Raw genomic sequence first — 12,080 nt, forward strand, 5'->3', positions numbered from 1 at the left:
AGCCTTACAGCGGCACGCCCCGGGGGTACCCGATTTCGGAGCCCGGCAAAGGCTTGATAGACGTTAAAGGATGCCTGACTTCCTGAATCCCGCCCTGCCCTTCATCGCCATGGCCCTGGCGGTGGTGGCCGGACTCACCCTGTCCTGGCTGCTCCGCAAGATCGTCCTGAAGCTCAACCGCAAGCGGCCCGAGCTGCAGGCCACCTCCAGGGTGGCCCGCCAGCCGCTGCGGCTGGCACTGTGCCTGGTAGGCGTCCGCGCCGCGCTGGGGCTGACGGCTGCAGGCGAAAGCTGGCATGCCGGCGTCGACCATCTCCTGCTGATCGCCATGATCGGCGCGTTCGCGTGGCTTGCCATCGCGGTCCTGCTGATCGTGGAAGCTGTGGTGCTGAACCGGCACAGCGTGGACGTGGCGGACAACCGGCGCGCCCGGCGGCTGCGGACCCAGATGATCCTGGCCCGGCGGATCGCCGTGGCACTGGTGGTGGTGCTCGCCGCCGGCACTGCCATGCTGACGTTCCCCGCGATCCAGGCGCTCGGGGCCGGGCTGCTGGCGTCCGCGGGCGTGATCTCGATCGTGGCAGGCCTCGCCGCGCAGACATCCCTGGTGAATGTCTTCGCCGGCATGCAGCTGGCGTTCACCGACGCCATCCGCGTTGACGACGTGGTGGTGGTCCAGAAGGAGTGGGGCCGGATCGAGGAGATCACCCTCACGTATGTGGTGGTCCATCTCTGGGACGACCGCCGGCTGATCCTGCCCTCCACCTACTTCACCACCACCCCGTTCGAGAACTGGACCCGCCGCCAGTCCGAGGTCATGGGCACCGTGGAGTTCGACCTCGACTGGCGCGCCCCCGTGGAGGACATGCGGACCGAACTGCGCCGGGTCCTGGCCGGCACCGAACTGTGGGATGAGCGCGTGGGCGTCCTGCAGATCACCGATGCCACCGGAGGCTTTGTCCGCGTCCGCATCCTGGTCAGCGCCGCGGACAGTGCCGCGCTGTTCGACCTGCGCTGCCTGGTCCGCGAAACCATGGTCACGTTCCTCCAGCAGAACCACCCGCAGGCGCTGCCGCACCAGCGATGGGAGCAGGCAGCGGACGACGGCGGCACGGCCGCCCGGCGCAAGGCGCCCCTGCGCGGGCTGGGTGCGTCGGGGGCGGCGGGTGCGCATGCCCCGGCGGACCCGCACGAATCGCAGCTGTTCACCGGTTCCATCGAGGCCGTGGAACGGTCGCGGGCCTTCACCGGTCCCGGCGACGAGGTGTTCGAAGAGCGCGACCGGAACCTGACCTCCCACAACTAAAACCCTTGATAGGTGACCATATGGTCACCTATCATTGAGGGCATGGACGACGTGTTCAAAGCACTCTCCGACCCCACCCGCCGGGACCTGCTCGACGAGCTGTTCCGCGAGGACGGCCAGACCCTGAGTGCGCTTGAGGCACGGTTCAGCATGAGCCGGTTCGGGATCGCCAAGCACCTCCGCATCCTGGAGGACGCAGGCCTGGTGGTGGCGCGCCGTCGCGGGCGGGAAAAGCTGCACTTCCTGAACCCGGTCCCCATCCGCCTGGTCCACGACCGCTGGGTCAGCAAATACGCAGAACCATGGGCCGCTGCCCTCAGCGACCTCAAATCCAGATTGGAAAGTCCCATGGAAAAAATCTTTGAGATCTATATCAAGACCACGCCGGAGAAGCTCTGGGAAGCCATCACGGACAGCGACATCCGCAGTAAGTACCAGTTCGGCAATACGCTGCAGGCTGACTGGACGCCGGGCGGCCGCTTCGAAATGGGCAATCCCAAGGCAGGCCAGATCCTCGGCGAGGGTGAGAACCTGGAGGTTGATCCGCCGCGCCGCCTGGTCCAGACCATGCGCGCGCTGTGGGGCGAGGACGTCAAGGCCGAGGGCACGTCCAAGGTCACCTGGGAGATCGAACCGGTAGGCGATTCCTGCCACCTCACGGTCACCCACAGCGACCTCCGCGAGGGCGCCAACGAACAGCTCTACGGCGGCTGGCCGATGATCCTCTCGGGCCTGAAGACGTGGCTGGAAACCGGTGAAAAGCTCACCACGCCCGGGTCCCTGATGTACACGTAGGGGCCGCGCCAACCGGTCCGCGGATCGGTAAGGTCATGTCATGGACAGCGGCGCCCTGGTCAATATTGGGTTGGTTCTCGGTTTCGTACTGCTGGGCGGGGTGTTCGCGGCGGCGGAGATGGCCCTGGTGTCCCTGCGCGAGAGCCAGGTGCGCGGGATCGAGAAGTCAGGTGACACCGGCGCCCGAACCGCCGCCCTGGCACGCAACCCCAACCGGTTCCTCTCCACCGTCCAGATCGGCGTGACCCTGTCCGGGTTCTTCTCGGCGGCCTATGGCGCCTCCGCGATCGCCCCCGCCGTCGTCCCTCTCCTCGAAGCGCTGGGGCTGGGCGCGGCGGCCGGGCCGGTGTCCTTCATCGGCATGACCCTGCTGGTGGCCTACCTGTCCCTGGTCCTGGGTGAGCTCGCCCCCAAGCGGCTGGCACTGCAGCGTCCCGTCGCGTTCACCAAAGTACTCGCCCCGCCGCTGGTCGGACTCGCCCGGGTCATGCGTCCCGTCATCTGGCTCCTGTCCGTGTCCACCGACACCGTGGTCAGGCTCCTTGGCGGCGACCCCCGGGCCAAGCGGGAGGGCATCAGTTCCGAGGAGCTCTGGGACATGGTGGCGGACAGCGAACTGCTCGAAGAGAGCAGCCGGAATATCGTGGCCGACGTGTTCGGCGCCGGGGACCGGACACTGCAGGAGGTGATGCGCCCCCGTACGGAGGTGACCTTCATCGACGGCGCCATGAGCGTTGCCGACGCCCGCAGGATGGTCAGGGACGGCCCGTATTCGCGGTTCCCGGTGATCGGGAGGAGCCCGGACGATGTCCTGGGCTTCGTGCACATCCGGGACCTGATGCCCCGCGACGAAGTCCAGGAGCAGTCCCCGGTGCGGACTCTTGCCCGGGAGATCCTTCCGCTGCCCGGGACCAACCGGGTACTGCCGTCGCTGTCCAGGATGCGTAAGACCAACCAGCACATCGCCCTGGTGGTGGACGAGTACGGCGGCACTGACGGGGTGGTGACGCTCGAAGACCTGGTGGAGGAACTGGTGGGCGAGATCTATGACGAGTACGACACCGGCGCCGAGCATGAGGACCGGGTCAACGTGGCCAACGGCTTCATCGACGTGGACGGCGGCCTGATCGTGCAGGAGTTCAAGGCAGCCACCGGGATCGCCCTCCCGGAAGGCCACTACGAGACCGTGGCCGGGTTCATGATGGACCGGCTGGGGCGCCTGCCCCGCGCAGGCGACCGGGTGCAGATCCCGGGATACGTGCTGGCGGTCCTCAGCATGGACAGGCTCCGGATCGCCCGCATCCGGGTCACACCTGTGACAGGCCCGGCCGGCTGACAAAGCTGGAACGCACGACGGCGGCAGGCGCCTTGCCGTGGACCAAAGGCCCTACGGCGAGGTCCAGACCTGCCGCACGGGCATCGTGGTCAGAAACCACGTCTCAACGCCCAGCGGGATCGAGTCTTCCGCGTCCTCGAGCAACTACACGGACGCCCTGAGCTCCAATGATGGAAGCACGTCCACGACCATCAGTACCCAGCCGCACTCCCATTTCCTGATACGCGACGGGCAGGTCTTCGAGATGGGCCAGCACTACCGTGAGCAAACCACGCTGACAGGCCCGGACGGCACCCGGCAGTGCTGGGAAAGGGAGGATTCCCACCAGGTGGGGAACTCCGTCCAGTACGACCGCGAGGCGCACTACTGCCCTTAAGTCAGCGGCAGCAGGTCACGCCGGGGCGCCGAGTCTCTGCTCCAAAAAAGTGAGCGTCCGCGCCCAGGCGTCGGCGGCCGCAGGGGCGTTATAGGTGTACCTGTTGGTGTCGTTGAAGAAGGCGTGGCCGGTGTCCGGGTAGACAACGGCTTGGAAGTCCACGCCGGCCGAGCGCATCCGTGACTTCAGGCCGGGAAGCTCCTCCATGAGGGCCTCGTCCTGCTCGCCGTAAAAAGCCAGGACGGGGCAGTTGATGGCGCGCAGCTCTGCGTCCTTGAACTCGGCGTGCCCATAGAACGGCACGGCGGCGCGCAGCCGCGGCTCGGCAACGGCGAGGGAGAAGGTGTAGGTCCCGCCCAGGCAGAAGCCCGTCGCGGCCACCCGCCCTGCCAGCCCAGGGACGCCTTCCAGGTGGTCAAAGCACACGCGGAGGGCGGCGACTGCGTGTTTGGCATATTCCGGGGAGCGCATCGGCGCCATGTGCTTGCGCAACCGCGGCTGGGCGTTGCTGCGCTGTTCCGGATCGAATGCCGCCTCCTGCAGCTCCCCTGTCAGGTCGGCCGTTCCCCCGGCTCCGGACAGCAGGTCAGGGGCCACTGCGAGGTAGCCTTCCGCCGCGAAGCGGTCAGCCACATCCTTGGTATGGCCTACCAGCCCCCAGACTTCGTGGACCACCACCAGGCCGCCTTTGGGAATCCCGGCCGGTTCACTGATGTACGCCTGGACGGCGGTTTGGGCGTTGCCCAGAGTCATCATGTTTCCCATGGGGCCAGCATGGCACGCTCCCCCGGGCCCTTCCAGAGGTGGGGCTACGCCTTTTGCTGCCGCCAGAATACGGAGATCCCCAATGTCACCGCACAGAGAACCAGCATGGCCAGGACCATCCGCATCCAGCTGTCCTGGTGCACGCCGCCGGACGCAAAAACCCCGATCATCACGGTGGCGGTGATCGCCCCTACGTAGCGGCAGGTTTGGTAGATCCCGGCGGCGACGCCCCGGTCCTGCGGCCGGGTGGACACAAACATGCCCTGGTTGGAGGCGATGCTCACGGTCCCGTACGGGATGCCCATGAGGGCCGTGAGGACCACCACGACGGGGATGGCCAGCGTACCGGTCAGCAGCCACATGAGGGCCGCCACCACCGTCAAAAGGACGACGCCGGCAAGCAGCACCCGCCGGACCCCGAACCTTCCCATTGCAGAGACTGCCCACGGGGTGGCTACCACGGACATGCCGGCCAGCGGCAGCATCAGCAGGCCTACCACGCCGGGATCGTAGCCGCCGGCTTCCTGCAGGAGTTGTGGGAGGCCGAAGAAGACGAAGTAATAGACGCTGCTGAAAACGGCGAAGGCCAGGTACACCAGCATCAGCGGCCTGTTCCGGCCCAGCAGCCGCAGGTCCAGGAACGGCTTGGCGCAGCGCAGCTCACGCCAGGCGAACAGCGCTGCGGTGACGGTTCCACCGGCAAGCATCAGCCAGCGATAGTCCGGTGCCACGTTCAGCGCGGCCATCATGACCAGCAGCAGCGCGCCGATGAATCCGGCGATGCCCGGCAGATCCGAGTCCCGCACCAGCTCCGCCACGCTGCCCCGCTCCCGGGCCTTGTCCGGCGGGGCGGCCTTCCGCACGATCAGCAGCGCCGCCAGGGCCAGCGGGACATTGACCAGGAACAGGGACTCCCAGCCCACGAAGCCCACCAACAGCCCGCCCACCACGGGACCCACCGCGGCGGCGGACGTGTTGGCCATTTGCAGCCGGCCCAGTGGACGTGCCGTATCCACCTTTGCCTGGTGCGCGAGCGCCCCCACCATCACCACCGCGCTGGGATACGCGGTAGCCGTGCCGAGGGCCATGACCGCCCGAGCGACGCAGAGCAGGGCGAAGTTGGGGGCCAGCGGAGCCAGGGCGCAGGTGATGGCCACCAGCCCCATGCCCAGCAGGAACATCCGCCGCGGGCCGAACCGGTCGGCCAGCCGGCCCATGACGGGCTGGCCGGCGGCAGAGGCCAGGTAGAACGACGTGACCACCCAGGTGACGGCAGCGACGTCGAGCCCGAAGTCAGCGCGCAGCACCACCAGGGCCACGGCGATCATGGAGGAGTTCAGCGGGTTCAGTGCCGTGCCCAGGCTGAGGCCGGCGACGGCCAGGGCAGTCCGGGGGTTGTTGCTCACGGTAACAGTCTGGCCCACAGCGGACGCAGGGGACGACTTGGCCGGATCCCGGCGTGGTGTGGCGTTGGCTACTTGCCCGTCAGTCCCACCGGGAACAGCGCGTCCTCGACTGCCCGGGTCAGGTCCCGGATCACCTCTGCCTGCCCGTCATCCGGAACGCCCTCCGGGTTTTCCGTATAGATCACCAGCGCGAACGTCGACCCGCGGTAGCTCAAGAGCGCAGCGTCGTGCAGTTCCCCGGACACTTCCCCGTACTTGTGGTGCACGTCCACGCCGGACCGTGACCCGGCGGGAATGAGGTCTTCGTTGTTGGTGTCCTGCATGTAGCTCAGCAGCTGCTCCGTGTTGTCCTTGTCCAGGAGCTCGCCCGCGTAAAGCTTCTTCAGGATCAGGGCCATGTCCGCGGCGGTCAGCAGGTTCTGTTCGGGGTCGTACGCGACGCCGATGGAGGCCGCGTAGGCGGTCAGCTGTGGGTGGCCCACCGCGTCCATGAGCAGCAGCCAGGAATCGTTGTTGCTGTCGTTGACCATGGCTTCGAGCTGGAACGCGGCGTCGTAGTCGCCCATGGGTTCGTCGAGGCTTGCCTGCCCGTTCTCCACCAGGTGGTAGTAGGCGGCGGCGGTCAGGATCTTCGCCGTGCTGGCCGCGGTAAAGGTGTTTTCATCGCCGAACGTCCGCTCGGCGCCCCCGGACACGTCGGCGAGCGCCAGCCCAATCCGGTATTCGTCGGCTTCGCTGAGGATGCTGTCCACGCTGTCCTGCAACGACGGCGGGGCTGCCGCCACCGGTGCCGCGGGAACCGCCGGCTCGGTGGGAACCACTGCCCCCGTCGGCGGCTCGGACCGGACCACGGCCAGGGTGATGGTGCCGACGATGACCAGCACCACGGCAAGGGCCAGGATCAGCAGCCTTCTGTTGCCCCGTGCCTTGCCGGACGACGGCTTGCCCGGTGCCGGCGGCGGAGCGTCCCGGCCTGGTTTGGGCACCACGGGGTGCATGGACATACAAGGGCTCCTGTCCCGCCTAGGCAATCACAAAACAACGTCAGCGCGGCGTTGAGCCGCGCTGACAAATGCTGATTAAATCACCGGAGTTTGGGAGCTTCCTGAAGGCTTGCCGGGTGTTCCTCCGGGCGGTCCTGCCGACGCGGAAATCCGCTGTCGACGCACAAATTTCCTCGCGCGTTCCGAACGCCGTCCGCGCCAGGGAGCCGGCGCCTCGGGAACCACTTTGCGCGTCGGAACCGGGGTTCAAAAGGGCAAGCCTTTGCGCGTCGAAACCTAGCCGCGGGTGCGGGCGGCGATCGCGGTCTCCAGGAATTCCAGGTGCGCGGGGGCAACCGCAACTACGCTGCCCAGGTATTCGGGGTGCTTGGCCAGGAACTTCTTGATGAACGGGCACACCGGGACGATGCCGATGCCGTCCTCAACCGTGCTATCCAGGGCGGCCGTGGCCAGGCGGCCGGCCAGGCCCTGACCGCCGTATTCCTCATTGATGACCGTGTGGTAGAAAATCCGCTGCGGCGACTCCCCGCCGTCGTACTCCTTGTACGCCGCCTTGCCGATGACATTGCCGGCATCAAGAATCTCGAAGCGTTCGCGCCCAGGGGTGTGGCGGACGGTGATGTCGCTCAAGGGAACTCCTTCAGTTGCGGGTGTGCTGACCGTGCAAAGCCTAACCCGGCCCGGTCCGCTCTTATTTCCGCAAGTGAAGGTTCCTTGGCGACATCCCCGCCCGCCGTCGCGTCAGCTGAGGTAGCCGTTCGGGTTAAGGACGTACTTGGTGGCTGCGCCGGCGTCGAACTCCGCGTAGCCCTTCGGTGCGTCCTCCAGCGGAATTGCCTTTGCGTTGACGTTCTTGGCGATGTGCACCCGGTCATTCAAGATGGCCATCATCAGCTGCCGGTTGTACTTCATCACCGGGCACTGGCCCGTGGTGAAGCTCAGCGACTTGGCCCAGCCGGTGCCAAGGCTCAGCGACAGCGCACCCTTCTTGGCGGCCTCGTCGATGCCGCCCGGATCGCCCGTGACATACAGGCCCGGGATGCCCAGGGCACCGCCGGCCGTCGTGAGCTCCATGAGGGAATTCAGGACCGTCGCGGGCGCCTCCTTGGCGTCGTGCCCATGGCCCTTCGCCTCGAACCCTACGGCGTCGACGCCGCAGTCCACCTCGGGGACGCCGAGGATTTGCTCGATCTGATCCTTCGGATCGCCCTTGGACAAGTCCACGGTCTCACAGCCAAAGCTGCGTGCCTGCGCCAACCGGCCCTCGTTCATGTCGCCCACAATGACGACGGCGGCACCCAGCAGGTGCGCACTGGTCGCCGCTGCGAGGCCAACAGGACCGGCCCCTGCCACGTAAACGGTTGAGCCGACACCCACACCGGCTGTGACCGCACCGTGGAACCCGGTGGGGAAGATATCCGAGAGCATGGCCAGGTCCAGGATCTTCTCCATGGCCTTGTCCTTGTCCGGGAACTTCAGCAGGTTCCAGTCCGCATATGGCACCAGGACATAATTGGCCTGGCCGCCCACCCAGCCGCCCATGTCCACGTAGCCGTAGGCGCTGCCGGGGCGATCCGGGTTCACATTCAGGCAGATGCCGGTCTTGCGCTCCTTGCAGTTCCGGCAGCGGCCGCAGGCGATGTTGAACGGCACCGAGCAGAGATCGCCCACCTTGATGAATTCGACGTCACGGCCCACTTCCACCACTTCACCGGTGATTTCATGGCCCAGCACCAGGTTGGGTGGAGCCGTGGTGCGGCCGCGGACCATGTGCTGGTCCGACCCGCAAATGTTGGTGGCCACGGTTTTGAGGATGACCCCGTGGTTGACCGGGCGTCCCACGTTGGCGGGGTTGACCCCGGGGCCGTCCTTGAGCTCGAACGTTGGATAGTCAATGTCAATTACTTCGACCTTGCCGGCTTCTTTGTAGGCAACGGCTTTGTTCCCTGTCATCTATCGCTCCTGTAGTCAGGCGTCCGGTGGGACGGCCGTGATCTGGGTAGGTGAGACATCCCGCGGAGGGGAACAGTCCTGGCCGGTTGGTGCATCCTGATGTTTGGCATGGTCAGGTACCGGTTCCCGGGGTGGGGATCCGCCCAGTCTAGGCACGGCCCACAGAGCGGTCTAGGGGTAGGAGCCCCTTGTTTACCGGAGGCTTCAGGTGGGGAAGTGTTATCCGCGGCGTACGCTGTACCAACCGGCTCCAGGAACGCAGGCTGGCCGGCCCCCAGGCAAGTTCTACCGTTGAGGAGAACGGCATGAAAACGCGCACTATTGGACAACTGACAGTTTCCGCCCTTGGCCTTGGCTGCATGGGCATGAGCGAGTTCTACGGCGGCGGCGACGAGCAGGAGTCGGTTGCCACCATCCACGAATTCCTGGACGCCGGCGGATCGCTGCTGGACACGGCAGACATGTACGGGCCCTTCACAAACGAAAAACTTGTGGGCCGGGCCATTTCCGGCCGCCGCGGGGACGTTGTGCTCGCCACCAAGTTCGGCAACGAACGCCGGGAGGACGGTTCCTGGGTGGGCATCAACGGCCGGCCCGAATACGTCCGGTCCGCATGCGACGCCAGCCTCCAGCGGCTGGGAGTGGACCACATCGACCTCTACTACCAGCACCGGGTGGATAAAACCGTGCCCATCGAGGACACCGTGGGGGCCATGGCGGAACTGGTCCATGCCGGGAAGGTCCGGCACCTGGGCCTCTCCGAAGCATCCGCGGAGACCATCCGGCGGGCGCACGCGGTCCACCCCATCACTGCGCTGCAGACCGAGTACTCGCTGTGGGAGCGGGAGCCCGAGACCAAGGTGTTTCCCGTGCTGGCGGAGCTGGGCATTGGTTTTGTGCCGTACAGCCCGTTGGGCCGTGGCTTCCTGACCGGCCAGATCCGCAGCGCGGACGACTTCGCGGAGGACGATTTCCGCAGGCACTCCCCCCGGTTCCAGGGCGAGAACTTCACACGGAACCTGGAACTGGTGGACCGGGTCAAGGAGCTGGCGGACCGGAAACAGTGCACTCCCGGCCAGCTGGCCCTGGCCTGGCTGCTGGCGCAGGGTGAGCATATTGTTCCGATCCCGGGGACCAAGAAGCGTGAACGGCTGAGGGAGAACCTGGGCGCCGTGGACGTGGAGCTGACCCAGGACGAGCTTCAGCTGCTGGACCAGCTGGCACCGGCTGGGTCCACTGCGGGCGCGCGCTACCCCAACATGTCCACCATCGACACGTAGCCTTCGGGAACCACGCACGGACGGCCCGTCCCCGCATAAGCGTTGCCAGCCAGCACCGCTTATGCGGGCCCGGGCCGTCCACGCCCCGGCCAGGGGCAATGGTTTACGACGGCGGGGCGGGGCTGGCGTAGGGTGGTCCTACGGCTGAAGCAAGCGGCTGCTGTTTTCTTCTGTGCGGAGCTCCGTTTCCATGTCCGACGAATCTGCCCTTCGGGCCCTTGCTGCTTCATCCTTCAACCTGCCGGGCCTCCGGGACGGGCAACTGGCCGGCATGGCCGCCCTCGCGGACGGCCGCGACGTCCTGGCCGTCATGCCCACTGGCTACGGCAAATCCGCCATCTACCAGGTCGCAGCCCTGCACCTGCACAAGGCAACAGGACGTCCCGCCGTCGTGGTTTCTCCGCTGATTGCCCTGCAGGAGGACCAGCTGGATGGCCTGTCCCAGGTCCTCGGACCGGACGCCGCGGTGGCCATCAACTCCTCCCACAGCGACGCCGAAGTGGAAGCCTCTTGGCGGGCCGCCGAGGAAGGTACGGCGGTGTTCCTGTTCCTCGCCCCGGAACAGCTGGCCAAGCAGTCAACCGTGGACCGGATCAAAGCCCTGGACATCACGCTGTTCGTGGTGGACGAGGCACACTGCGTCTCCTCATGGGGGCATGACTTCCGGCCGGACTATCTCGCGCTGGGAAATGTCCGCGCGCAATTGGGCAACCCGCCCGTGGCTGCCCTGACAGCCACGGCCTCCCCGCCGGTCCGGGACGAAATCGTGGAGCGGCTCGGGATGAGGAAGCCGCTGGTGCTGGTGCACGGTTTCGACCGGCCCAACATCACCCTTGACGTGGTCCGGCACCACGAAGACAAGGGCAAGCGCCAGGCCGTGCTTGAGCAGGTGGCAGCGCTGGCCAGGAACGGGCATGGCCTCCTGTACGCCGCCACGCGGAAGGACACGGAAAAGTACGCCGCCAGGCTGGCCAAGGAGGGCCTGCGCGCCGAGGCGTACCACGCTGGCCGTTCCGCCAGGGACCGCGAACATATCCACGAGCTGTTCCTGAACGACAAGCTGGACGTGGTGGTGGCCACCACCGCGTTCGGCATGGGCATCGACAAGCCCAACGTCCGTTTCGTGGTCCACGCCGACATTCCCGAGTCGCTGGACTCCTACTACCAGGAGATCGGACGGGCAGGCAGGGACGGCGAACCGGCGTCCGCCGTGCTGCACTACAGGTCCGAGGACCTTGGCCTGCGGAAGTTCTTCGGCACCCACTCCCCCGATCCCGACTCTCTCCTTGCGATCCTGAAGGTCCTCAAGGCGGCCCATGCCCCCACCCCAAGGTCATCCCTCGCTGAGTTGACGGGTTTCAAGGCCCGGCGCATTACCGGGCTGGTGAACCAGCTGGAGGAGACGGGCGCCGTCAGTGCCGGCAAACGGGGGGTCCGGCTGACATCCAAGGCAAAGCTTCCCACTCTGGTGGCCGACGCCGTCGAACTGGCCGAAGCCCGCCAGCGCGTGGACCAGTCCCGGCTGACCATGATGCGCGCCTACGCGGAAACCGACGGCTGCCGCCGGCAGTTCCTGCTGGGCTACTTTGGCGAGGACCTTCCGGAGCCCTGCGGAAACTGCGACGGGTGCGCCGAAGCCGCCAACCAGGCGGAGGTGAGAAAGTCCGACGGCGGGGTCCCGGCTTCCGCAGCCGACGAACCATTCCCGTTGCAGTCCACGGTGGTCCACAAGGAGTGGGGCCCCGGCCTGGTGATGCGGCATGAGGACGATGTCATCACGGTGCTCTTTGAGCAGGAGGGGTACAAGACGCTTTCGCGGGCGGCCGTCGTGGAGCATCAACTCCTGAAGCCCGCTTAGG

The 12,080-nt window shown here is 66.7% G+C and carries 11 protein-coding genes; 6 read left to right on the forward strand and 5 right to left on the reverse strand.

Annotated features, from left to right (window positions below):
* Nucleotides 1-70 precede the first annotated feature (70 nt).
* From PUN51_RS19470 to PUN51_RS19485, 4 genes are read left to right on the forward strand one after another with little or no spacing between them, the layout of a single operon-like run.
* Nucleotides 71-1,306 carry a mechanosensitive ion channel family protein gene (locus PUN51_RS19470; RefSeq protein ID WP_275182212.1) on the forward strand — a complete coding sequence of 412 codons (1,236 nt, stop codon included), beginning with the start codon at nucleotides 71-73 and terminating at the stop codon, nucleotides 1,304-1,306.
* 42 nt (nucleotides 1,307-1,348) lie between these two features.
* Nucleotides 1,349-2,101 carry an ArsR/SmtB family transcription factor gene (locus tag PUN51_RS19475; protein WP_275182213.1) on the forward strand — a complete coding sequence of 251 codons (753 nt, stop codon included), beginning with the start codon at nucleotides 1,349-1,351 and terminating at the stop codon, nucleotides 2,099-2,101.
* Nucleotides 2,102-2,141: 40 nt separating this feature from the next.
* Nucleotides 2,142-3,437: a hemolysin family protein gene (locus PUN51_RS19480; protein ID WP_275182214.1), complete on the forward strand. Its 1,296-nt coding sequence runs from the start codon at nucleotides 2,142-2,144 to the stop codon at nucleotides 3,435-3,437.
* A 37-nt stretch (nucleotides 3,438-3,474) separates the two neighbouring features.
* Complete coding sequence (locus PUN51_RS19485) at nucleotides 3,475-3,813, forward strand: hypothetical protein (protein WP_275182215.1); 339 nt, start codon at nucleotides 3,475-3,477, stop codon at nucleotides 3,811-3,813.
* 15 nt (nucleotides 3,814-3,828) lie between these two features.
* Here PUN51_RS19485 and PUN51_RS19490 read toward each other — a convergent pair whose 3' ends face one another.
* From PUN51_RS19490 to fdhA, 5 genes are all read right to left on the reverse strand, one after another.
* Nucleotides 3,829-4,578 carry a dienelactone hydrolase family protein gene (locus PUN51_RS19490; protein ID WP_275182216.1) on the reverse strand — a complete coding sequence of 250 codons (750 nt, stop codon included), beginning with the start codon at nucleotides 4,576-4,578 and terminating at the stop codon, nucleotides 3,829-3,831.
* 44 nt (nucleotides 4,579-4,622) lie between these two features.
* Nucleotides 4,623-5,984: an MFS transporter gene (locus PUN51_RS19495; RefSeq protein ID WP_275182217.1), complete on the reverse strand. Its 1,362-nt coding sequence runs from the start codon at nucleotides 5,982-5,984 to the stop codon at nucleotides 4,623-4,625.
* Between the two features lie 68 nt (nucleotides 5,985-6,052).
* Complete coding sequence (locus tag PUN51_RS19500) at nucleotides 6,053-6,988, reverse strand: serine hydrolase (protein WP_275182218.1); 936 nt, start codon at nucleotides 6,986-6,988, stop codon at nucleotides 6,053-6,055.
* 276 nt (nucleotides 6,989-7,264) lie between these two features.
* The gene (locus PUN51_RS19505) at nucleotides 7,265-7,618 is read right to left on the reverse strand and encodes a GNAT family N-acetyltransferase (protein WP_224025170.1); all 354 of its coding nucleotides are present in this window, start codon (nucleotides 7,616-7,618) and stop codon (nucleotides 7,265-7,267) included.
* A 111-nt stretch (nucleotides 7,619-7,729) separates the two neighbouring features.
* A complete protein-coding gene (gene fdhA / locus PUN51_RS19510) occupies nucleotides 7,730-8,941 on the reverse strand; it encodes a formaldehyde dehydrogenase, glutathione-independent (protein WP_159632774.1) in 1,212 nt (403 codons plus the stop codon).
* A 305-nt stretch (nucleotides 8,942-9,246) separates the two neighbouring features.
* Here fdhA and PUN51_RS19515 point away from each other — a divergent pair, with 305 nt between their 5' ends.
* Both PUN51_RS19515 and PUN51_RS19520 read left to right on the forward strand, forming a co-directional pair.
* Nucleotides 9,247-10,221, forward strand: a complete 975-nt coding sequence (locus PUN51_RS19515) for an aldo/keto reductase (RefSeq protein ID WP_275182219.1) — start codon at nucleotides 9,247-9,249, stop codon at nucleotides 10,219-10,221.
* A 190-nt stretch (nucleotides 10,222-10,411) separates the two neighbouring features.
* Entirely contained in the window at nucleotides 10,412-12,079 is a 1,668-nt protein-coding gene (locus tag PUN51_RS19520; protein ID WP_275182220.1) for a RecQ family ATP-dependent DNA helicase, read from the forward strand.
* Nucleotide 12,080: the final 1 nt, after the last annotated feature.

Source organism: Arthrobacter sp. NQ4 (assembly GCF_029077345.1).
Classification (GTDB): Bacteria; Actinomycetota; Actinomycetes; order Actinomycetales; family Micrococcaceae; genus Arthrobacter.